We start from the raw sequence: 21,510 nt of genomic DNA on the forward strand, positions 1-21,510 counted from the left end.
AACGGCCGGTTTCCCTTGGGGGACAGGGAAACCGGCCGTTCAGGTGGCGGCGTTCGGGGTTACGCCGCCTGGGCGACCGGCGTCGAAGCCGGGGTCAGGGCGAGGTCCAGGACCTCGCGGACGTTCGCCACCGCGTGGACGTCCAGCTGGGACAGCACCTCGGCCGGGACGTCGTCCAGGTCCGGCTCGTTGCGCTGCGGGATGATCACCGTCTTCATCCCCGCCCGGTGGGCGGCCAGCAGCTTCTGCTTGACACCGCCGATCGGGAGGACGCGGCCGGTCAGGGACACCTCGCCCGTCATCGCGACGTCCGCCTTCACCACGCGGCCCGAGAGCAGCGACGCCAGCGCCGTCGTCATCGTGACGCCCGCGCTCGGCCCGTCCTTCGGGACCGCGCCGGCCGGCACGTGGACGTGGATGCCGCGGTTCTTCAGGTCACCGACCGGCAGTTCCAGCTCCGCGCCGTGCGAGCGCAGGTAGGACAGCGCGATCTGGACGGACTCCTTCATCACGTCGCCGAGCTGGCCGGTCAGCTGCAGCCCGGACGCGCCGGACTCCTGGTCCGCCAGCGACGCCTCGATGTAGAGGACGTCACCGCCGGCCCCCGTCACCGCCAGGCCCGTGGCCACGCCCGGGGTCGCGGTCCGCTGGGTCGACGCGGGCAGCGACGACTCCGGCAGGTGACGCGGCCGGCCCAGGTAGGTCTCGAGGTCGGCGTCGTCGATCGTGAGCGGCAAGGACACCTGGTCCAGCGCCACCTTCGTCGCGATCTTGCGCAGCACCTTCGCGATCGTGCGGTTCGCGGCGCGCACACCCGCCTCGCGGGTGTACTCGGCGGCGATCCGGCTGAACGCGGCGTCCGTCAGCGCGACGTCGTCCGTGCTCAGGCCGGCGCGCTCCAGCTCGCGGGGGAGCAGGTGGTCGCGGGCGATGGTGACCTTCTCGTGCTCGGTGTAGCCGTCCAGCGTCACCAGTTCCATCCGGTCCAGCAGCGGGCCGGGGATGGTCTCCAGGGCGTTGGCCGTCGCCAGGAACACGACGTCGGACAGGTCCAGCTCGACCTCGAGGTAGTGGTCGCGGAACGTGTGGTTCTGTTCCGGGTCCAGCACTTCGAGCAGCGCCGCGGTCGGGTCGCCGCGGTAGTCGGCGCCGATCTTGTCGATCTCGTCGAGCAGCACGACCGGGTTCATCGAGCCGGCTTCCTTGATGGCGCGGACGATCCGGCCGGGCAGCGCGCCGACGTAGGTGCGGCGGTGACCGCGGATCTCCGCCTCGTCGCGGATGCCGCCGAGGGCGACGCGGACGAACTTGCGGCCCATGGCCTTCGCGACGGACTCACCCAGCGACGTCTTGCCGACCCCGGGAGGGCCCGCGAGGGCGAGCACCGCGCCGGAACGACGTCCGCCGACCGGGCCGAGACCCGACTCCGCGCGACGCTTCCGGACGGCCAGGTACTCGATGATGCGTTCCTTGACGTCGTCGAGGCCCGCGTGGTCGGCGTCCAGCACGGCGCGCGCGGCCGCGATGTCGTAGACGTCCTCGGTGCGCTCGTTCCACGGCAGCTCCAGGACGGTGTCCAGCCAGGTGCGGATCCATCCGCCCTCGGGGGACTGCTCGGACGTCCGGTCCAGCTTGTCCACCTCGGCCAGCGCGGCCTTCTTCACGGCATCGGGCAGTTCGGCGCCTTCGACGCGGGCGCGGTAGTCCGTGTCGTCGGTGCTGCCGTCGAGCTCGCCCAGCTCCTTGCGGATCGCTTCGAGCTGGCGGCGCAGCAGGAACTCCTTCTGCTGCTTCTCCATGCCTTCGGAGACGTCCTTGCGGATCGTGTCGGTGACCTCGAGCTCGGCCAGGTGCTCCTTGCTCCACTCGAGCGCCTTCTCCAGGCGCGCGGTGACGTCGAGCGTGGTGAGCAGCTCGACCTTCCGGTCGGTGTCGAGGTAGGGCGCGTTGCCGGACAGGTCGGCGACCGCGGACGGGTCCTCGACCTGCTGGACGGCGTCGATCAGCTGCCAGCCGCCGCGCTGCTGGAGGATCGAGATGACGACGGCCTTGTACTCGGCCGCGAGCTTCGCGGTCTGGTCGCCGGTGGTTTCGGGGGCGTCCTCGGCGTGCACCCAGCGGGCGGCGCCGGGACCGTCGGCCATCCGGCCGACGAGCGCGCGGGCGGTGCCGCGCAGCAGCACGGCGGCCTTGCCACCGGGCACACGCCCGATGCGCTCGACGGTCGCGACGGTGCCGTACTCGGCGTACTCGCCGTGGACGCGCGGCACGATCAGGACTTCGGCCTTGGTGGCGCCGGTCGACCGGATGCCGGGGAAGGACGCCTGGCTGGGCGTGCCGGCCTGGGCGGACTCCACCGCGGCCCGCGTCTCGGTGTCGGTGAGGTCGAGCGGGACGACCATGCCCGGCAGCACGACGTCGTCATCGAGCGGGAGCACGGGCAGGAGGCGGGTGTCGGACATGTGCACTCCTCGGGTAGTTGAGTCTGCCTTGCTCAACTCTCCGATGGGTGTGTTTGTTTCCGATGGTGCGTTCGCCCACAGCGATCAGGGAAAGCGCAGGTCAGAGGCTCGGGCGGCGCGCGACCGCGCACCAGGCGAAGGGCCGCGTCTCCAGATCCAGCACCGTCGGACGCTCGTCGGGACGCCAGTCCGGCAACGATGTCATCCCCGGCGGGAGCAACGGCCAGCCGCCGAACCAGGGGAGCAGTTCTTCCGCCGTGCGCAGCCACGCGGGGTTCGTCGTGGCGCGGTAGGCGTCGATGAACGCGCGAACCTCGGCCGCGCGGGCCGGCGGGGCGTCGTCGCGGCAGGTGCCGTGCGTCAGCGCCAGCCAGCTGCCCGGCGCCAGCTTCGCCCGGTACGTCGCCATCAGGCCGTCGGGATCGTCCGACGGGCCGACGAAGTGCATCACCGTGATCATCAGCAGGCACACCGGCCGTGACCAGTCGATCAGGTCCGACACGACGTCGTCCGCGAAGATCTCCGCGGGCCGCCGGATGTCGCGCTCGACCAGGCCCGCCCAGTCCGTCGCGTCTTCCTTCTCCAGGATCAGCCGGGAGTGCGCGGCCGCCACCGGCTCGTAGTCGACGTAGACGACCGACGCGCGCTCACCAAAAGGCAGCAGCTCCCGGACGATCTCGTGCACGTTGCCCGCGGTCGGTACACCGGAGCCGAGGTCGACGAACTGGCGGACGCCGGCGTCCACCGCGGCCGAGACGACGCGGTTCATGAACGCCCGGTTCTGCCGCGAGATCGGCCGGATCAGCGGCCACACCTTCTCCACGCGGCGGCCGAACTCGCGGTCGACCGCCCAGTGGTGGTTGCCGCCGAGGTACCAGTCGTAGACGCGCGCGGCGGACGGCTTCTCCGTGTCCACCCCGGCGGGCGCGATCGGCGCTCCTTCGCTCATCCGAGCGGCTTCTCCGCGATACCGCACCACGCGTACGGGCGGGCTTCGGCTTCCAGTGCGTTCAGCTTCCGGTCGGGCCGCCAGTCCGGCAGGTGCACGATGCCCGGCTCCAGGATCGGCCAGTCGCCGAACAGCGGCTCGATCTCCTCGCGGGTGCGCAGCCACACCGGGTTGCTCGTCTTCCGGTACTGCTCGACGAACCACCTCAGCCCGGCCAGCGACTCGCCTTCGCCGTCACCCTCGCTCATCTGCGAGATCGCCAGCCAGCTGCCCGGCGCGAGCGCGTCGCGGTACGCCTTGAGCAGGCCGTGCGGGTCGTCGTCCGGGCCGACGAAGTGCAGCACCGCCATCATCATCACGCAGACCGGCTTCGAGAAGTCGATGAGCCGCTTCGTCTCTTCCGCGCGCAGCACGGCCTTGGCGTCGCGCATGTCGGCCTGGACGATGCCGGCCCAGTCGGTCGCCGCCTCCTCCTCGAGGATGAGCGTCGCGTGGGCGACGGCGACCGGCTCGTAGTCGACGTAGACGACCGTCGCGTCGTGCTCGTCCGGCAGCTCGGCCTCGACGACCTCGTGGACGTTGCCGGCCGTCGGGACACCGGAGCCGAGGTCGACGAACTGGCGGATCCCGGCCTTGAGCGCCGCGCGCACGGCGCGGTTCATGAACTCGCGGTTCTGCTTGGAGCCGGGGCGCACGAGCGGCCACTGCTGTTCGACGCGCCGCCCGAACTCGCGGTCCACGGCCCAGTTCTGGGTACCGCCGAGGTACCAGTCGTAGATCCGGGCCGCGGACGGCTTCTCCGTGTCGACGCCCTCGGGTGCTCTGGGCGCGGCGTCCCGCTCGTTCACTTCGGCTCCCCATCCCTCGAGTCCTGGCGCCAGCCTATAAGGACGGAGTGCGACCGGTAATCCGCCAGTGGTTCACCGAACGGCTGGGCGACGCTGCCAATACGTCCACAGCGGCCGGTAGCCCTGGGCGTACCAGAACGGCGTCGAAAGCGGGTTCGCCGCGGCGTGGTGCAGCAGGACGACGTCGGTGCCCTCCTCGTCGAGCACCTGGTGGGCGTGGGCCGACAGCGCGGTACCGACACCGGACGACCGCGCCGCTTCGGCGACGGCCAAGGACGACAGGTAGCCGACGCGCCCGGCCTTGACGCGGTCGCTGATCCAGCCGGTCTCGCCGGGGTGCTGGACGTTCACCATGCCGAGCGCCCGGCCGTACAGCTCGGCGATCCACAACGGCGGTTCCGGCCGGTTGAGCTGCTCGGCGAGGTCCTTGGCCAGGATGTCCTCGACGCCCGAGCGCAGGTTCACCGTGCCGTACTGGGCGTCGAAGGAGTGCAGCTCCATCCCCAGCGCCACCGCGGTGTCGAGGTCACCGGGCTCGGCCCGGCGGATCTTGACGCCCGGGGTGCCGCGCGGGCCCTCCGGGATCATCCGGTCGGCCGGGCGGACCGCGACCACGCGCAGCGGCGCGAAGCCGTGGTGCAGCATTTCGCGCGTGCCGGCGGCGTCCCGGCTGGCCCGCGGGAGGACCGCGGCGGTCTCGGTGTCGCCCGGTTCGGCGACCGCGCGCAGATGTTCATCCCATCGGGTGAGTAGGGCGTCGAGCGCGGCGGCCGGCTGCGGGCCCGCCAGCTGGAGGTCGAGGCGGTGCTCGGTGAGCGCGCGCCACGGCGCGTTGGGGGCGTCGCGGTCCACCTGGACGCGGGACGCGCGCCCGGTGGCAGCCGAGTCGCCGAGGTCGACGTCCAGCACCACCGCGTTTTCGGTGCTCTCGAAGGGGGAGGAGCCGGGGAGGAGGGGGTCCACCGCCGCGAGCCGCGTCGCGTGCTCGCTGGCAATCACATCGCTGTGCATGGGGCACATTGAAGCGCTAACCGGCCCGGAATGCGTAGAGGGTGCCTCGGGGATAGGGGATACCTGATGTTTCACCCCTTGGTCCACGCAGGTCAGCGCTATCGAGGCATTGTTAACCCTGGGGTGATCTCCTACTGTCTCGAAAGGGACATGAGTACGCCCTACGGGGTACGGTATGGCCCTTGTCCACACCTGACGTCACGGATCAGGACCGGTGGGCAATCCGGGAGGGAAGAACGGATGCCGGAGACCAACGCGCACGGCGACGCCGTGGCGCAGCCCGGGCCGGGCGGTCCCGCGACCGCGCCGCTCCCCGTGGCCTCCGCCGAGGCACGGACCGACGAACGCCGGTTCCGCGCCTACACCTTCGCGGTACTGAGCCTGGGACTCGTCGCCGCGTTCGCGGTCGGTTCGTGGCTGCCGTTCCACTGGGACAGCAAGCTGCTGTGGATCGGCCCGGTCCTCGCGGTCGCGTTCCTGCTCGCCGAGCAGCTCGGCATCAACGTCGACGTCCGCAGCGGCATCTCGTGGACCATCTCCTTCACCGAGATCCCGCTCGTCATCGGTTTCTTCATCGCGCCGTTCGAGGTCGTGCTGGCCGCGCACCTGGTCGCGGGCATCGGCACGCTGCTCGCGCGGAAGGTCGCCGGCCGCGTCCTCTACAACGCCGGCGCGTTCCTGCTCGAGATCACCGGCGCCTTCGCGGTCGCCGGTCTGGTGAAGGTCGCCGTAGGCGCCGGTTCGGGCAGCGAGATCCCCTGGGTCGCCGCGCTCGCCGGCACGCTGACCGCGCCGCTCGTCAGCACGCTGCTCGCGCTCGCCGCGGTACGCGTGCTGCGCCGCCGGATGCGCGTCAGCACCGCCGTCCGGCTCACCGCGCGGATCCTGGTCGTCGGGTTCGTCAACGCGTCGGTCGGCCTCTCCGGTTACCTCGTCATCTCGAACACGCCCAAGGCGTGGCCGCTGGTGCTCGCCGTCTTCCTCGGTCTCACCGCGCTCTACTGGGCCTACTCCGACCTGCTGCGCGAGCAGCGGGACATGGAGGCGCTCTCGGACGTCAGCCTGATGGTCGCCCGCTCCGGCCAGCAGGCCGCGGCGCGCCCGGCCAGCCGCGCGGACGAGCTCGTCGGCGGCGTCGACGTCCGCGAGTGGGCGACGATCGCCGAGCGCATCAAGGACCAGCTCGCCGCCGGCCGCGTCGTGCTGCGGCTGCGGCTGGAGCCGAAGGACACCATGCGCGTGGTCGTCGCGGGCGACGACCTGCCGGCCGCCGACCCGGGCGCCGACGACCCGCTGCTGCGCCTGCCCGGCGCGCACGTCCGGCACTTCCGGATCACCGAGGCCAACCCCGACGTCCGCGCGGCGCTGCTCGACCGCGGCGCGCAGGAGGCGCTCGTCGTCCCGCTGCGCAGCGCGAACCAGCTGCTCGGCGTCGTCGAGGCGCACGACCGGCTGTCCCGCTGGCGCGGCTTCGGCAAGTACGACGTCCAGCTGCTCGGCACGATGGCCAGCCACCTCGCGACGTCGCTGGACAACCGGCGGCTGCTCGCGACCCTGCGCCACGACGCCTACCACGACCCGCTCACCGGGCACCTCAACCGGCCGGGCTTCCGGCAGGTGGCGAAGGAACCGTTGCGGGACTTCGCGAACGCCGTCGTGCTGCGGATCGACCTCGACGTCTTCTCCACCGTCTCCGACGCGCTGGGCTACGCCTGGGCCGACCGGATGGTCATCGCCGCCGGCCGCCGCATCCGCGACGCGCTCGGCCCCGACGTCCCGCTGGCCCGGCTCGAAGGCGCGTCGTTCGCGGCGCTGCTCGTCGGCACCCCGCCCGAGGACGCCCACCACGCGGCCGAGCGGCTGCGCGAGGAGCTGTCCGCGCCGTACCCGGTGGACCGGCTTTCGGTCGAGGCCAACGCGATGATCGGCTACGCGACGACGTCCGCGGAGGAAACCGGCGACGCCGTCGACATCGAAGGCCTGCTGCAGCGCGCCGACGTCGCTGTTCGCGCTACCAAGGGCGGTGAGGAGGTCCGCGGCTACGTGCCGAGCATGGGCCAGATCTTCCTGCGCCGCTTCCAGATGGTCACGCAGTTCCGGCAGTCCCTCGAAGACGGCCAGGTCAGCGTCCACTACCAGCCGAAGATCACGCTGCCGAACCGGCAGGTGGCCGGCGTCGAGGCGCTGGTCCGCTGGGTGCACCCGGAGTTCGGCAGGCTCGGCCCGGACGAGTTCGTCCCGGCCATCGAGGCGGCCGGCCTGATCGGCGTGCTGACGTCGTTCGTGCTCGGCGAGGCGCTGAAGCGCTGCCGCAAGTGGCTCGACGAGGGCCTGCGGATCTCGGTGGCGGTCAACCTGTCGGTGCGCAACCTGGCCGACGAGGACTTCCCGAACAAGGTGGCCCGCGAGCTGGACCGCGTCGGCATCCCGCCCGAGCTGCTGACGTTCGAGCTGACCGAGTCCGGCGTGATGTCCGACCCGCAGAAGGCGCTGCCGATCCTGCGCGAGCTGCACTCGCTGGGCATCACGCTCGCGGTGGACGACTTCGGCACCGGCTACTCGTCGCTGGCCTACCTGCGCCAGCTGCCGGTGGACCAGGTCAAGATCGACAAGAGCTTCGTCCTCGGCATGGGCACCGACCTCGGCGACCTGGCCGTGGTGCGCTCGATCGTCGAGCTGGGCCACTCGCTGGGCCTGACGGTGGTCGCGGAAGGCGTCGAAGAGGACGTCGCGCGCGACCAGCTCGAGGCGATGGGCTGCGACGTCGCGCAGGGCTACCTCATCTCGCGGCCGCTGCCGGAGGACCGCCTGGAGGCGTGGCTGCAGGCCCGTACCGCGCGGTCTCCCGGCCGCCACTCCGAGACCGTCTTGACCCTGCTGACCTGAGGTTTTGCTCTTTCGGGACCCCGGTTGCACAGCCGGGTGACGGGACTTGGTAATCTTTCCAAGTCCTCGCGAGAGGCCAGGCCCCTTTAGCTCAGTCGGCAGAGCGTCTCCATGGTAAGGAGAAGGTCTACGGTTCGATTCCGTAAAGGGGCTCACGACCTCAGCCGCGTCACGCCTGCGTGTCGCGGCTTGGGTCATGTAGGGCGGTGTAGCTCAGCTGGCAGAGCAAGCGGCTCATAATCGCTGTGTCGCCGGTTCAAGTCCGGCCACCGCTACGCGGTAACGACTGGGGCTCGCCCCGGGACCTGAGAGAGAAGGAAACGCTGTGGCTGCCACCGACGTGCGACCCAAGATCACGCTGGCGTGCGAAGAGTGCAAGCACCGCAACTACATCACCAAGAAGAACCGGCGCAACAACCCGGATCGCCTGGAGATGAAGAAGTTCTGCCCGAACTGCGGTACGCACCGGACGCACAAGGAAACCCGCTGACCGCGTAGCGCGTTCGCACCAGCTTCGAAGAGCCGCCCTGGACCATCGGGGCGGCTCTTTGCTGTTGGTAGCCTCGTCGGCGTGCCCTTGGACGAGTCGTTCACCGGACGGGTTTACCCGCCGAAGACCAGCTACGAAGTGAGCCGGGAGAAGATCCGGGAGTTCGCGGACGCGATCGGCGACCAGAACCCGGTCTACCGGGATGTCGACGCCGCGAAAGCCGCCGGCCACCCGGACGTCATCGCGCCCCCGACGTTCCTCACGATCATCAACCTCGCCTCGATCAACGCGATCGTCACCGACCCCGAGCTCGGCCTCGACTACTCGCGGATGGTGCACGGCGACCAGCAGTTCTCCTACAGCCGCCCGGCGCACGCCGGGGACACGCTGCTGCTGACGACGCACATCGACCGGATCATGGCCCGGGCCGGCAACGACTTCATCAACCTGCGCGCCGAGATCACCGACAGCGCCGGCGCGCACATCGCCACCACGCGCGCGCAGCTCGTGGTGCGGGGGGAGGCCGCGTGAACGTCGGCGACGAACTGCCCGCCCTCGAGGTCCGGATCACCCGCGACCAGCTGGTCCGCTACGCCGGCGCGGCGCTCGACTTCAACCCGATCCACTGGAACGAGGCGTTCGCGAAGGACGTCGGCCTCCCCGACGTCATCGCGCACGGCATGCTCACGATGGCCGTGTCCGGCCGCGTGGTGACGGACTGGCTCGGCGACCCGGGCCGCTTGGTCGACTTCAGCGCCCGCTTCACGCGCCCGGTGGTCGTCCCGAACACGCCGGAAGGCGCGCTCGTCGAGATCACCGGAAAGGTCGGCGCGCTGCAGGACGACGGCATCGCCCGCATCGACCTCGTGGTGAAGTCCGACGGCAAGACCGTGCTGGGCAAGCCGCAGGTCCTCGTCCGCGTCTGACCGTCAAGGCAGCTTCAGCAGGGTCACCACGACGTCGGCCATGCCCTGCTCGCCGCGCGCGTTGGGGTGCATCGGCGCGGCGGGCGAGGCCGGCAGCAGGCCCTCCACCCAGCGCTTGTCCGAGTCGGCGCACACGTCGTGGCCCTTGCTCGGCGTCGCGGTGTCGGCGAAGCCCGCGCGGTGGGACTTCGCCTGGTCCTCGAGCATCGAGTTCAGGTCGGCGAGCCCGTCGCGGAAGTACGCGACGTCGCCCGAGCCGAACGGCAGCACGGGCCAGCAGCCGTCGCCGTCCGGGAGGACCGTGGGGTAGCCGACCACGATCACCTTCGCCTGCGGCGCCTTCGCGTGGATCTTGTCGAGCACCGCGCCCACCTTGGGCGCGGTGCTCGCGATCCGCTCGGCGATCTGGTCGTGCCCGCCCGCGGTCAGCTTGTCCTTGCAGGGTGACGCCGACGGGTGCGCCGTCGCGCAGGACGGCGCGATCCCCAGGAAGCCGACGTCGTTGCCGCCGATGCCGAGCGTCACCAGCGTGGTCTTCCCGTCGACCGCGTCCAGCTGGGGCGGGTTCGAGCCGTTCGACGTCTTCTGCGTGCTGCTCAGGCTCGCGGTCGTCGCGCCGCCGCAGCTGACGTCGGCGAACTCGGCCGGCTTCACCTTGGCCGTCACGAGGTGCGGGTAGTTGTCGTCCGTGCGCTCGCAGCCCGCCGGCCGGCCCGCTTGCCCGCCGGTGCGCGGCGAAGACGTGTACGAGTCCCCCAGGGCCACGTAGCGGCCGCTGCCGCCGCCGGTGTCCGCGCCGTCCGGCGGCGCGGCGGACGAGCCGTGCTGCCACTTGTAGTACCCGAAGATCAGCAACCCGACCACGAGCACGACCACGAGGCAGCCGCCCCCACCGCTCTTTTTCGCCACTCGTCCGTTTCTACCGGCCGCCGTGCTCCGCGCACCTAGTCAATCCGGGTGACGCCCTGGGCGATCAGGTCGTTCACCAGGCCGGCGCCGGTCTCCGGGTCGTCGACGCTCACCAGCACGGTCCGGCCGTTCGCCAAGGTCAGCTCCAGCGCCGGGCCGCCGCGCACCTTGTACGCCGTCGTGCCGGTGACCGAGTTGAAGCGCAGGCCGAGCCCGCCGTCGCCGAACGTCGTCAGCTCGCGCACGGTGGCCTCGCGGATGTCGCTCAGCTCGAGGTGCCGCCACGGGAAGCCGACGAGGCCGAAGCGGATCGTCACGCCCGTGCCGTCCACCTTCGCCCGCAGCCGGTAGGTCAACGCCGCGACCACCGCGCCCACGAAGCCGATCCAGACGGCCGTCGGCCACGGGAGCCCGGCGGGCAGGAACGCGATCGCGCCGGGGATCGCCAGCAGCGCCCAGAGCATCGCCGGGTTGGCCGCCCGGCCCGACCAGAACGCCCGCTGCCCCGGCCGGAGCCCGACGCTCGGCCGGTTCGCGCCGGTCCGGTGCTCGCGGGCCGGCGTGGGCAGGCCGCCGACGAACCCGGCCACGACGCCGAGCCCGGCCACGCCCAGCAGGAAGAGCAGGACCAGGGCGCCCCCTCGGGCCGCGTGCCAGTCCGGCGCGTCGAGGTTCAGCGCGAGCGTCGACACCAGGACGGCGGCCGGCATCGCGGCGAGCCCGGCGCCCATCCCGGCGGACAGCCGCGGCAGCGGGCGGCCGTTGCGCAGCGCGACGACGGCGATCACCACCACGACCGCGGTCACGACCACGCCGAGCGCCAGGCACACGGTGACGAACAGCCCGAGGGAGCCGGCGTTGTCCGGCCCGTTGTTCCAGTGCGTCGCGATGGGGTCGGGCAGCCGGTCCGCCCACGCGTTCGCGAGGACGGCGACGACGGCCAGGACCGCGCCCGGCAGCACGGCCGTCGCGATCAGGACCCGGATCAGCTTGGTCATGAGTACTTCTCCTTGATCACCCCGGTGAGCTCGTCCAGGCCGACGCCCGCACGCTTCGCCTCGTCGACCAGTTCCGCGACCAGCTCGGTGAGCCGCGCCCGCGACGGCGCGCCGCCGAGCACGACGGCACCACGCCGTCTTCGCAGGTCGATGAGGCCTTCGTCGCGCAGCAGCGCGTACGCCCGCAGCACGGTGTGGACGTTGATCTCGAGCGACGTCGCCAGCTCGCGGGCCGGCGGCAGCTGGTCGCCCTGCGCCGGGCTGCCCGCGGCGAGGGCGCGGCGAATGGAACCCGCCACCTGTTCGAAGAGCGGGACGGTCGAACTCGGATCGATCCGTACGAGCATAGTTCTAACTGTACTAGAACTAACTGGCCTTTGGGTGGGTGAACCTGAACGAGGGATCGACACTTGCGTGCGACGAGGATCACAGCGAGGGTGGGCCCCGCTGAAGAAGCCGAACCGAGAAAGGCAGGCAAGCGCTGTGGCCCTGAACCTGAACAAGCTCGTCGACAAGGCTTACGAAGACAAGTCGATCAAGGAGCTGCTGGACGCCCCGCCGTCCGCGCTCGAGGGGCTCACGCCGAAGCACGACGAGCTGCTCGCCGAGCTGAAGATCAAGACGATCCGCGACCTCGCCGGCTGGAAGTTCGCGGCCAAGGCGCAGGCGCTCGCCACGCTCGCCGACAGCGAGTCCTGAGGGGGGCCTGAGCGGCCCGAGGCTCAGCCGGCCAGTTCGCCGGCCAGCTCCAGTGCGTGGTCGACGTCCTTCGCGACGTAGTGCAGGTCGACCAGCACCTCCGTGATGCCCTCTTCGCGGGCCACGTCCAGGCACGGCAGGACGTCCGCGACCGACTCGACCCCGGTGCCCGCGCGCGGGTTGATCCGCAGTACCCGCCGCAGGGTGCCGGGGTCCCGGCCGGCTTTTTCGGCCGTTTCGAGCGCCACTGTCCAGAGGGCTTTGAGGTACTGCCGGGGCATCCAGCCGGCCAGCCAGCCGTCCGCGCGGCGGCCGATGCGGGCCAGCGCCGGTGGCGCGAAGCCACCGAGCAGCACCGGTGGCCGCGGATCCTGCGCCGGGCGCAGGCCGACCGTCGACGGCGCGATCCGCCACTGCGGGCCCTCGTGCGCCACCGGGTCACCGGTCCAGATCGCGTCGAGCGCGTCGAGCACCGCGTCGAGCCGCTCGCCCCGGCCCGCCCACGGCACGCCCGTCGCGAAGTACTCCTCGCGCAGCCAACCGAGCCCGAAGCCGACGTCCAGCCGTCCCGCGCTGGCGAGGTCGAGCGAGGTCAGCGCCCTGGCGAGCAGGACGGGGGGATAGACCGGGCCGGTCAGGGCGCTCATGCCCAAGCGGACCGTGTTCGTCACCGCCGCCGCCGTCGCCAGCGTCGTGAACGGGTCGGCGAAGGTCTTGAACTCCTCCGGGTACGGGTGCTCCGGCGTTCCGCCGCCCGGGTAGAGATCGGACGGCTCGAGCGGCGTCAGGATCCGGTCGCCGACCCACAGCGAGCCGAAGCCGAGTTCCTCCGCGGCGACGGCGAAGCGCGCGACGGCGGCGGGATCGGCGAGGGCGCCGTACTGGGGCAGGGCGAGCCCGAGTCGCGTCCCGCTCACCGGTGAGCGGGACTCCGGGTTGCTCGTCATGGCGGACATCCTGGCATGATCACCAGGTCGGCGGGGAGTTTCCCGCAGGCCGACCGGGGTTCGGCGGTCGCTCGGGGGGCGCGGTTGCGGACTCTCCCGGGGGTTGCCGTAGACTTCGGGACTTGGAAAGCACTACGGTCATCCCCGCCTGGATGGTGGGGATGCTGGAAGGCGTCCACGGGGGCCCCGAGCGATCGGGACCTCACAGGGGTGTAGCTCAATTGGCAGAGCAGCGGTCTCCAAAACCGCAGGTTGCAGGTTCAAGTCCTGTCACCCCTGCGTAACGGAACTGGTGGAGCGAAGGAGTGGTCGTGAGCGACAGCGACGCCAGCGGCGGCGAGCAGGAGCAGGACGGCACCGGGTCGAAGCCCGAGAGCCAGTCCCGCCCGGTCACAGCCGCTGCCAGGCGTGAACGCCGCGCGACCGCTCGTCCGGCGGGCAAGTCCGCGGCACGTGCGGACGACAAGGCGCGGCCGGCCGGGAAGTCGGGGGAGAAGTCCGCCGACGCGAAGGGCGCTCCGACCCCGAAGCGGGACCAGAAGCCGAAGAAGGCCTCCGTGTTCGCGCGGCTGGTGCGCTTCGTCCGCGAGGTGTGGGCGGAACTGCGCAAGGTCATCTGGCCGAACCGCAAGCAGATGGTCACCTACACCGCGGTCGTGCTGGTCTTCGTGGTGTTCATGGTGGCCCTGGTGAGTGGCCTGGACCTGCTGTTCAAGTGGGGCATCGGCCACGTATTCGGCTGACGCGCCCTGGCGCGCGCCGATGGGGCTCCAGGTCCCGGCCTGACCCCGGCAATGATCAACTGAGAGGACGGAACGTGACCTCCGACAACGGCACAGCAGCCGGTCAGGAGCTGACCGAGCTTTCCGACGAGCAGGTGCACGCGGCACTCGGTGACGAGGAGTCCGAGCACCTGGAACCCGTCGACGTGCCCGAAGCCGAAGAGGTCGACGAAGCCGCCTCCGAGGAAGACTCCGCCGACGCCGAAACCGCCGAGGTGGCGGACGACGCTGACGCCGAGAGTGCCGAAGCCGAGCCCGCCGCGGCGGACGACGACCCGGTCGCCACGCTGCGCGCCGAGCTGGTGGCCGCGCCGGGCGAGTGGTACGTCGTGCACTCCTACGCCGGGTACGAGAACAAGGTGAAGACCAACCTCGAGACCCGCACCACGACGCTGGACGTCGAGGACTACATCTTCCAGATCGAGGTCCCGACCGAAGAGGTCACCGAGATCAAGAACGGCCAGCGCAAGCAGGTGCAGCGCAAGGTGCTGCCCGGCTACATCCTGGTCCGGATGGACCTGAACGACGCCTCGTGGAGCGCGGTGCGCAACACGCCGGGTGTCACCGGGTTCGTCGGCGCCACCTCGCGGCCGTCTCCGCTGACCGTGGACGAGGTGCTGAAGTTCCTCGCCCCGAAGGTCGAGAACGAAGCCCCGGCCAAGGGCGGCAAGGGCGAGTCCGGCTCGGCCTCGGCCCCGCTCGGTGGCCCGGCCGTCGAGGTCGACTTCGAGATCGGCGAGTCGGTCACGGTCATGGACGGTCCGTTCGCGACCCTGCCGGCGACGATCTCCGAGGTCAACGTCGACGGGCAGAAGCTGAAGGTCCTGGTGTCGATCTTCGGCCGGGAGACCCCGGTCGAGCTGTCGTTCACGCAGGTCTCCAAGATCTGACGGCCGCCGCGCGGTCGCAGTCCCCACGTCCACGGCAGGTACGCGGGGAACGTAGTACAGGACAGGAAAAGAAATGCCACCCAAGAAGAAGAAGCTTGCGGCGATCATCAAGCTGCAGATCAAGGCGGGTGCGGCCAACCCCGCTCCGCCGGTCGGCCCGGCTCTGGGCCAGCACGGCGTCAACATCATGGAGTTCTGCAAGGCCTACAACGCCGCGACCGAGTCGCAGCGTGGGGACGTCGTCCCGGTCGAGATCTCCGTGTACGAGGACCGGTCGTTCGACTTCAAGCTGAAGACGCCGCCGGCCGCGCGCCTGCTGCTCAAGGCCGCTGGTGTCGAGAAGGGCTCCGGCGAGCCGCACAAGACCAAGGTCGCCAAGGTCACTTGGGACCAGGTCCGCGAGATCGCGAAGACCAAGGAGTCCGACCTCAACGCGCACGACATCGACCAGGCGGCGAAGATCATCGCCGGCACCGCCCGCTCCATGGGCATCACGGTCGTCTGACGTCTGACGTCTGCAGCTACACGTGGGAGAGCCCGGTGCGGCTCGTCACCACACTGATCCGTTTTTGAGAAGTTAAGGACAGAAGCATGACCAAGCACAGCAAGGCTTACCGCCAGGCTGCGGAGCTGATCGACAAGGCGCGGCTCTACGCGCCGCTCGACGCCGCGAAGCTGGCGAAGGAAACCTCCAAGACCAAGATGGACGCGACCGTCGAGGTCGCGATGCGTCTCGGTGTGGACCCGCGCAAGGCCGACCAGATGGTCCGCGGCACCGTGAACCTGCCGCACGGCACCGGTAAGACCGCCCGCGTCATCGTCTTCGCGGTCGGCGACAAGGCCGCCGAGGCCGAAGCCGCCGGCGCCGACGCGGTCGGCACCGACGAGCTGATCGAGCGCATCCAGGGTGGCTGGCTCGACTTCGACGCCGCGATCGCGACGCCGGACCAGATGGCCAAGGTGGGCCGCATCGCCCGCATCCTCGGCCCGCGTGGCCTGATGCCGAACCCGAAGACCGGCACCGTGACCCCCGCGGTCACCAAGGCGGTCCAGGACATCAAGGGCGGAAAGATCAACTTCCGCGTCGACAAGCAGGCCAACCTGCACCTGGTGATCGGCAAGGCTTCCTTCGACACCGAGAAGCTGGTCGAGAACTACGCGGCGGCGCTGGACGAGATCCTCCGCGCCAAGCCGTCGTCCGCGAAGGGCCGTTACCTGAAGAAGGTCACCTTCGCCACGACGATGGGCCCGGGCATCCCGGTCGACCCGCTGCGGACTCGCAACCTCCTCTCCGAGGACGCGAACATCTGAGTCGGACATCACCGGAAAGGGCGCTCCCGCTTGCTGCGGGGGCGCCCTTTCTTCGTGTCTCATGGACGTCATGCCGACTTTCGCGTCGTTCGACGGGCTCCAGCTGAACTACACCGTGTGGGAGGGCGACGGTGCCGCCCAAGCCGCCCGCCCGGTGCTGCTGCAGCACGGTTTCGCCGCCGACACGAACGCGAACTGGATCGCCACCGGCGTCGTCGCCGCCCTGCGCAAGGCCGGCCTCACGGTCATCTCCCTGGACGCCCGCGGCCACGGCCGTTCCGAGAAACCGCACGACGAGTCCCGCTACACCGAGACGACGATGGCCCGCGACGTCTCGGCGTTGCTGGACGAGCTGGCCCTGGACGAAGTCTCGATGGTCGGCTACTCGATGGGCGCGATCATCGCCCTGGCGGTCACGGCGGCGGACAAGCGCATCCGCCGCCTCGCAACAGGCGGAGTGGGCTCAGGCATCGTCGACTTCGGCGGGGTCGACCTACGCGTCGTCAAGCCGGCCGACATCGCCTCGGCCCTGCTGGCCGAGGACCCGACCACGGTCCCGCCGTCCGGAGTCCCCTTCCGCCTCTTGGCCGACGCCGTTGGCGGCGACCGCCAGGCCTTGGCGGCGGTGGCACTGGCGTCGCGCGAGGGAGTGGTGGACCTGTCGGCCATCGGCGTCCCGACACTGGTACTGGCGGGCGACCAGGACGTCTTGGCCGCAGAACCCGAACGCCTGGCGGCGGCGATCGCCGGAGCGAGGTTGGTCCGAATCCCGGGCGACCACATGACGGCGGTCATGGCCCCGGCGTTCTCGGAGGCGCTGGTGTCGTTCCTGTCGGCCCCGCACCCGCGCTAGCGATTCCCCGTCGGGGGAGCCGGGCATGTACTCGGGTCGTTGGAATGACCGGTGATCAGCCACTGTCCCAGCTCCACCTTGGTGAGCGTGAAGCTTCCCAGAAGCGGTCCGCCCTGCACGCTGTACCAGCACGAGTGGATGGTCATCGGGCTTTGGATCAGCATGCTGGAGATGGGCCGCACGGCGTAGATGTAGGAGTTCATGTCCGTGACCTTGCTGCTCAAGGCCGGTACGGCCGAAGCGCAGTCCGGGTAACCGAGGTCACGGCCGAACTGCAGCTGGGCCTCGTTGCTCATCAGGAGGCAGACGTGGTCGACCTTGCTCTCCGGTGAATCCGGCTTGCCGATCGCGTCGTAGATCCCGCGTACCGCTTGGAACGGGTCGGTGGGCAGGCTCTGGTTGGTGTGGTACTTGCCCCCTCCGTGCTGCACGAAGGTCTGCGTGTCCTCACCTTTGTCACTGGGGAAGTAGTGGTTGTACAGCCACGTTCCCGCCACCACCAGCACGACGAACGCCAGCACCCACGCGATGATCTTCTTGCCCAGCCACGTCAGCCACTTCGGCGCGGGACGCCGGCGCCGTTCGGCCGGGACGAGTTCGTGCGACGGGCCAGGCGGGAGCGGTGGCTGACCGCCGTACTGCGTGGCCGGGTAGCCCTGGGGCGCCTGGACCTGCCCCGCTCCAGGTTGTGGCGCCGGTTGGTTGCCCTGCTGGGTCTGGGTGAACCTCAGGTAGTCCTGGAACTGCTGGAACTGGCGGAACTGCTCCAGCTCCGCGGGATCGACCGGCGGCGGGGAAGGCGGGGGAGGCGGAGAGGTGGGCGTGTGAGAGCCCGCCGGTTCGACTTCCGCGCCCGGCTTTCCGTCATCACGCTGCTCCGCCACGTGACCATGATGCCCTCCGGAGCACGCGAAGGAACCCCCAGCCGCCCTAAAGGCAGGTCGGAGCGAGCCCGGCAAACCCACCAGGTATAGTTACCGACAGTTCTACCGAAGACCGCTGGTTATCCGAGTGCCCCCACGGACACGAGGAACGAAGGCCCCGCATCGCCGGGCGGCCCGCGCAGGAGGAACGAGGCCGGACACACTTGTGTGCCCATCAACGCCCCGCGCCTGCTGCGCGAGGGCGTTTTGTCGTTTCGGGGGCTCTTCGGGCCAGTGGAAACACTAGCCAAGAGAGGAGGCGACCATGGCGAAGCCCGACAAGGTGGCGGCCGTCGCCGAGATCGCGGAGAGCTTCCGCAGCAGCTCGGCCACCGTCGTTACCCAGTACACCGGCCTCTCCGTGTCCCAGCTGTCCCAGCTGCGCCGCGCTCTCGGCACCAGTGCCAAGTACCGGGTCGCGAAGAACACCCTCGTCAAGCGGGCCGCCGAGGACGCCGGCGTCACGGGGCTCGAAGACCTGTTCGTCGGCGCGACCGCCATCGCCTTCGTCGAGGGTGAAGCGGTCGACGCCGCCAAGGCGCTTCGCGACTTCGCGAAGGACAACAACGCGCTTGTGATCAAGGGCGGCTACATGGACGGCAAAGCGCTGTCCGTGGACGAGATCAACAAGATCGCCGATCTCGACAGCCGTGAGGTCCTGCTCGCCAAGGCGGCGGGCGCGTTCAAGGCGAAGCTGTCCCAGGCCGCCGCGCTGTTCCAGGCGCCGGCGTCCCAGGTCGCCCGCCTGGCTGCCGCGCTGGAGGAGAAGCAGCGCAACGCCACCGGTACCGAAGCAGCCGAAGCACCCGCCGAGAGCTGATCCACCCCCCATCCCGAACGTTTCTTTAGTTCGTTTTTCTGAGAGGAAGCCATCATGGCGAAGCTGAGCACCGCCGAGCTGATCGACGCCTTCAAGGAGCTCACCCTCCTCGAGCTGTCCGAGTTCGTGAAGGAGTTCGAGGAGACCTTCGACGTCACCGCCGCCGCTCCGGCCGCTGCCGCCGCGCCGGTCGCCGCCGCTGCCGCCCCGGTCGAGGAGCAGGACGAGTTCGACGTCATCCTCGAGGGTGCGGGCGACAAGAAGATCCAGGTCATCAAGGTCGTCCGCGAGGTCGTCTCGGGTCTGGGCCTGAAGGAGGCCAAGGAGCTGGTCGAGGCCGCTCCCAAGGCCCTCCTGGAGAAGGTCGACAAGGAGGCCGCCGAGGCCGCCAAGGAGAAGCTCGAGGCTGCGGGCGCCAAGATCTCCATCAAGTGATCTCGGGCGCGCAAGCGCCTACGCACCACCTCGTGAAGGGGCGGGCACCCACCGGGTGCCCGCCCTTCGCTGTGCGATCCCCTAGGAGTGGTGTCCGGTCGGCCCCCGGGGTCCCTAAATCGTGGGTTCGGGGCTCGGTTGCCCTGCGACCACGCATTCCGTCGACTAAGTTGCCGCTAGTTGCCGATCACGGCGGGATGACGATGCCGCCGGGGCTGGCCAGAAAAGAAAACTCGTGAGTAACCTGTTCGCACTCAGCTCGTTGCACCTGGTTGACGCGGGTTCTCGGGGCCCGGAGGCCCACACTCGCCGCCGACGTGGGGTGGCATGGGTGTGGCAGCGGGCGCAATGACGCGGAACAGCTCCTGGAGGTGCGATGGGTGCCGAGGTGGTCATCGAAGGTCTGACGAAGTCCTTCGGTAAGCAGGCCATCTGGCGGGACGTCACGTTGACGCTGCCTCCGGGCGAGGTGTCGGCGATGCTCGGCCCGTCGGGAACCGGTAAGTCGGTGTTCCTCAAGTCGATGATCGGGCTGCTCAAGCCGGATCGCGGCCGCTGCGTGATCAACGGGGTGGACATCGTCACCTGCTCCGAGCACAAGCTCTACGAGATCCGGAAGCTCTTCGGCGTCCTCTTCCAGGACGGCGCGCTGTTCGGCTCGATGAACCTCTACGACAACGTCGCGTTCCCGCTGCGGGAGCACACGAAGAAGTCCGAGACCGAGATCCGGCAGATCGTCCGCGAGAAGCTCGAGATGACCGGGCTCGCCGGCGCCGACAAGAAGCTGCCGGGCGAGATCTCCGGCGGGATGCGCAAGCGCGCCGGCCTGGCCCGCGCGCTCGTGCTGGACCCCGAGATCATCCTGGTCGACGAGCCGGACTCCGGCCTCGACCCGGTCCGCACCACCTACATCTCGCAGCTGTTCCTCGACGTCAACGCGCAGATCGACGCGACGTTCCTGATCGTCACGCACAACATCAACCTGGCCCGGACCGTGCCGGACAACCTCGGCATGCTCTTCCGCAAGGAACTGGTCATGTTCGGCCCGCGCGAGGTGCTGCTGACCAGCGAGGAGCCGGTCGTCAAGCAGTTCCTCAACGGCAAGATGCAGGGTCCGATCGGCATGTCCGAGGAGAAGGACTCCGCGCAGATGGCCGCCGAGCAGGCGATGTTCGACGCCGGGCACCACGCGGGCGGCGTCGAGGACGTCACCGGTGTGCCGCCGCAGATGCAGACGACGCCGGGTGTGCCGCAGCGGATGGGCGCGGTCCGCCGCAAGGACCGGGTCATGGAGATCATGCACCGGCTGCCGGACGCCGCGCAGCAGAGCATCATCGCCTCGCTGAGCCCGGAGGAGCAGCGCCACTACCGCGTCAGCCCGCGGCAGGTGGCGCAGGCCCAGCAGCAGCAACAGCAGCAGGTCCCGGCCGGCGCGCGCCAGGGTGACGGCGTCCCGAACCAGCACCACGGCCAGCTGCCCGCCGACCAGGTCGCCCGGATTCCCGGCGGCCAGCAGCCGAGACCCGGTGGCTCGCACCGGATGCCCCCGCCGCCGAACAACGGGCCAGGTGGCAGGTGAGCTCTCCCGCTTCACAGGCGAAGATCCCCGGGATCGGCATCCTCCGCGAAACCGGGAACCTGTTCGCCCTCGGCCTCGACATCGTTCGTGGCATCTTCCAGCGCCCGTTCCAGCTGCGGGAGTTCATCCAGCAGGCCTGGTTCATCGCGAGCGTGACGATCCTGCCGACGGCTCTCGTGGCCATCCCCTTCGGCGCGGTCATCTCGCTGCAGTTCGGTTCGCTCGCCCGCCAGCTGGGCGCGCAGTCCTACACCGGCGCGGGCTCCGTGCTCGCCACCGTGCAGCAGGCCAGCCCGCTGGTCACCGCGCTGCTGGTGGCGGGCGCGGGCGGCTCGGCCGTCTGCGCCGACATCGGCGCCCGGACCATCCGCGAAGAGATCGCCGCGATGGAGGTGCTGGGCGTCTCCGCCGTGCAGCGGCTGATCGTCCCGCGCACCCTCGCGATGATGCTCGTCGCGCTGCTGCTCAACGGCATGGTCAGCGTCATCGGCGTGCTGGGCGGCTACTTCTTCAACGTCGTGCTGCAGGGCGGGACGCCGGGTGCGTACCTGGCGAGCTTCTCCGCCCTGGCCCAGCTGCCCGACCTGTGGGTCGGTGAACTGAAGGCGCTGATCTTCGGGTTCATCGCCGCCGTCGTCGCGTCCTACCGGGGTCTCAACCCCACCGGCGGCCCCAAGGGCGTCGGGGACGCGGTGAACCAGTCGGTGGTCATCACGTTCCTCATGCTGTTCGTCGTGAACTTCGTGATCACCCTGATCTACCTGCAGATCGTGCCCGGAAAGCTGGACTAGC

23 protein-coding genes and 3 tRNA genes are annotated in these 21,510 nt (G+C 70.1%); 17 read left to right on the forward strand and 9 right to left on the reverse strand.

What is annotated here, in order from left to right; all coding sequences use genetic code 11:
• Window positions 1–59: 59 nt before the first annotated feature.
• The 4 genes from lon to MUY22_RS15525 form a co-directional block, all read right to left on the reverse strand.
• Window positions 60–2,462, reverse strand: coding sequence for an endopeptidase La (gene lon / locus MUY22_RS15510; protein WP_247060452.1), 2,403 nt, complete (start codon window positions 2,460–2,462; stop codon window positions 60–62).
• 100 nt (window positions 2,463–2,562) lie between these two features.
• Complete coding sequence (locus MUY22_RS15515) at window positions 2,563–3,411, reverse strand: SAM-dependent methyltransferase (protein WP_247060454.1); 849 nt, start codon at window positions 3,409–3,411, stop codon at window positions 2,563–2,565.
• The gene (locus MUY22_RS15520; protein ID WP_247060456.1) at window positions 3,408–4,259 is read right to left on the reverse strand and encodes an SAM-dependent methyltransferase; all 852 of its coding nucleotides are present in this window, start codon (window positions 4,257–4,259) and stop codon (window positions 3,408–3,410) included. The genes MUY22_RS15515 and MUY22_RS15520 overlap by 4 nt, the downstream gene beginning before the upstream one ends.
• A 72-nt stretch (window positions 4,260–4,331) precedes the next feature.
• The gene (locus MUY22_RS15525) at window positions 4,332–5,270 is read right to left on the reverse strand and encodes a GNAT family N-acetyltransferase (RefSeq protein WP_247060458.1); all 939 of its coding nucleotides are present in this window, start codon (window positions 5,268–5,270) and stop codon (window positions 4,332–4,334) included.
• 240 nt (window positions 5,271–5,510) lie between these two features.
• Here MUY22_RS15525 and MUY22_RS15530 point away from each other — a divergent pair, with 240 nt between their 5' ends.
• From MUY22_RS15530 to MUY22_RS15555, 6 genes are all read left to right on the forward strand, one after another.
• Window positions 5,511–8,156, forward strand: coding sequence for a bifunctional diguanylate cyclase/phosphodiesterase (locus MUY22_RS15530; protein ID WP_247060459.1), 2,646 nt, complete (start codon window positions 5,511–5,513; stop codon window positions 8,154–8,156).
• Window positions 8,157–8,236: 80 nt separating this feature from the next.
• Window positions 8,237–8,309: transfer RNA gene (locus tag MUY22_RS15535), tRNA-Thr, on the forward strand.
• A 49-nt stretch (window positions 8,310–8,358) separates the two neighbouring features.
• Window positions 8,359–8,431 (forward strand) — tRNA-Met (locus MUY22_RS15540).
• 50 nt (window positions 8,432–8,481) lie between these two features.
• Entirely contained in the window at window positions 8,482–8,646 is a 165-nt protein-coding gene (gene rpmG / locus MUY22_RS15545) for a 50S ribosomal protein L33 (protein ID WP_005152047.1), read from the forward strand.
• A gap of 81 nt (window positions 8,647–8,727) precedes the next feature.
• Window positions 8,728–9,177 (forward strand): MaoC family dehydratase N-terminal domain-containing protein, encoded by a 450-nt coding sequence (locus MUY22_RS15550; protein ID WP_247060460.1) that lies wholly within the window; start codon window positions 8,728–8,730, stop codon window positions 9,175–9,177.
• Complete coding sequence (locus MUY22_RS15555; protein ID WP_247060461.1) at window positions 9,174–9,572, forward strand: MaoC family dehydratase; 399 nt, start codon at window positions 9,174–9,176, stop codon at window positions 9,570–9,572. The genes MUY22_RS15550 and MUY22_RS15555 overlap by 4 nt, the downstream gene beginning before the upstream one ends.
• 3 nt (window positions 9,573–9,575) lie before the next feature.
• Here the strand turns inward: MUY22_RS15555 and MUY22_RS15560 are convergent, their stop codons facing one another.
• The 3 genes from MUY22_RS15560 to MUY22_RS15570 are packed head-to-tail and all read right to left on the reverse strand — an operon-like array spanning window position 9,576 to window position 11,826.
• Entirely contained in the window at window positions 9,576–10,481 is a 906-nt protein-coding gene (locus MUY22_RS15560; RefSeq protein ID WP_247060462.1) for an SGNH/GDSL hydrolase family protein, read from the reverse strand.
• A 35-nt stretch (window positions 10,482–10,516) separates the two neighbouring features.
• The gene (locus MUY22_RS15565; protein ID WP_247060463.1) at window positions 10,517–11,479 is read right to left on the reverse strand and encodes a hypothetical protein; all 963 of its coding nucleotides are present in this window, start codon (window positions 11,477–11,479) and stop codon (window positions 10,517–10,519) included.
• A complete protein-coding gene (locus MUY22_RS15570; protein ID WP_247060464.1) occupies window positions 11,476–11,826 on the reverse strand; it encodes a GntR family transcriptional regulator in 351 nt (116 codons plus the stop codon). The genes MUY22_RS15565 and MUY22_RS15570 overlap by 4 nt, the downstream gene beginning before the upstream one ends.
• A 136-nt stretch (window positions 11,827–11,962) precedes the next feature.
• Between MUY22_RS15570 and MUY22_RS15575 the strand changes: the two genes are divergently transcribed.
• Window positions 11,963–12,178, forward strand: a complete 216-nt coding sequence (locus MUY22_RS15575; protein WP_247060465.1) for a hypothetical protein — start codon at window positions 11,963–11,965, stop codon at window positions 12,176–12,178.
• 23 nt (window positions 12,179–12,201) lie between these two features.
• On the opposite strand, the gene MUY22_RS15580 is transcribed toward MUY22_RS15575, so the two are convergent.
• Entirely contained in the window at window positions 12,202–13,125 is a 924-nt protein-coding gene (locus MUY22_RS15580) for a TIGR03619 family F420-dependent LLM class oxidoreductase (RefSeq protein ID WP_247060467.1), read from the reverse strand.
• Window positions 13,126–13,331: 206 nt separating this feature from the next.
• On the opposite strand from MUY22_RS15580, the gene MUY22_RS15585 reads away from it, so the two are divergent.
• From MUY22_RS15585 to MUY22_RS15610, 6 genes are all read left to right on the forward strand, one after another.
• Window positions 13,332–13,404 (forward strand) — tRNA-Trp (locus MUY22_RS15585).
• Between the two features lie 26 nt (window positions 13,405–13,430).
• Window positions 13,431–13,868 carry a preprotein translocase subunit SecE gene (secE, locus tag MUY22_RS15590; RefSeq protein ID WP_247060469.1) on the forward strand — a complete coding sequence of 146 codons (438 nt, stop codon included), beginning with the start codon at window positions 13,431–13,433 and terminating at the stop codon, window positions 13,866–13,868.
• A gap of 74 nt (window positions 13,869–13,942) precedes the next feature.
• Complete coding sequence (gene nusG, locus MUY22_RS15595; protein ID WP_247060471.1) at window positions 13,943–14,797, forward strand: transcription termination/antitermination protein NusG; 855 nt, start codon at window positions 13,943–13,945, stop codon at window positions 14,795–14,797.
• Between the two features lie 73 nt (window positions 14,798–14,870).
• On the forward strand, window positions 14,871–15,302 hold the full coding sequence (gene rplK / locus MUY22_RS15600; protein ID WP_155548843.1) for a 50S ribosomal protein L11: 432 nt from the start codon (window positions 14,871–14,873) through the stop codon (window positions 15,300–15,302).
• 86 nt (window positions 15,303–15,388) lie between these two features.
• The gene (gene rplA, locus MUY22_RS15605; protein ID WP_247060473.1) at window positions 15,389–16,108 is read left to right on the forward strand and encodes a 50S ribosomal protein L1; all 720 of its coding nucleotides are present in this window, start codon (window positions 15,389–15,391) and stop codon (window positions 16,106–16,108) included.
• Window positions 16,109–16,178: 70 nt separating this feature from the next.
• Window positions 16,179–16,961 carry an alpha/beta fold hydrolase gene (locus MUY22_RS15610; RefSeq protein WP_247060475.1) on the forward strand — a complete coding sequence of 261 codons (783 nt, stop codon included), beginning with the start codon at window positions 16,179–16,181 and terminating at the stop codon, window positions 16,959–16,961.
• Here the strand turns inward: MUY22_RS15610 and MUY22_RS15615 are convergent.
• Window positions 16,958–17,845 (reverse strand): hypothetical protein, encoded by an 888-nt coding sequence (locus tag MUY22_RS15615; RefSeq protein WP_247060477.1) that lies wholly within the window; start codon window positions 17,843–17,845, stop codon window positions 16,958–16,960. The genes MUY22_RS15610 and MUY22_RS15615 overlap by 4 nt on opposite strands.
• Window positions 17,846–18,149: 304 nt before the next feature.
• Between MUY22_RS15615 and rplJ the strand changes: the two genes are divergently transcribed.
• The 4 genes from rplJ (at window position 18,150) to MUY22_RS15635 (ending at window position 21,509) form a co-directional block, all read left to right on the forward strand.
• Entirely contained in the window at window positions 18,150–18,704 is a 555-nt protein-coding gene (gene rplJ, locus MUY22_RS15620) for a 50S ribosomal protein L10 (protein WP_247060478.1), read from the forward strand.
• Window positions 18,705–18,758: 54 nt separating this feature from the next.
• A complete protein-coding gene (gene rplL / locus MUY22_RS15625; protein WP_247060479.1) occupies window positions 18,759–19,139 on the forward strand; it encodes a 50S ribosomal protein L7/L12 in 381 nt (126 codons plus the stop codon).
• 376 nt (window positions 19,140–19,515) lie between these two features.
• Window positions 19,516–20,718 (forward strand): ABC transporter ATP-binding protein, encoded by a 1,203-nt coding sequence (locus MUY22_RS15630; RefSeq protein ID WP_247060480.1) that lies wholly within the window; start codon window positions 19,516–19,518, stop codon window positions 20,716–20,718.
• Window positions 20,715–21,509 carry an ABC transporter permease gene (locus MUY22_RS15635; protein ID WP_247060481.1) on the forward strand — a complete coding sequence of 265 codons (795 nt, stop codon included), beginning with the start codon at window positions 20,715–20,717 and terminating at the stop codon, window positions 21,507–21,509. Before MUY22_RS15630 ends, MUY22_RS15635 begins: the two co-directional genes overlap by 4 nt.
• The last annotated feature ends 1 nt before the right edge of the window (window position 21,510 follow it).

This window comes from Amycolatopsis sp. WQ 127309 (assembly GCF_023023025.1).
Lineage (GTDB): Bacteria > Actinomycetota > Actinomycetes > Mycobacteriales > Pseudonocardiaceae > Amycolatopsis.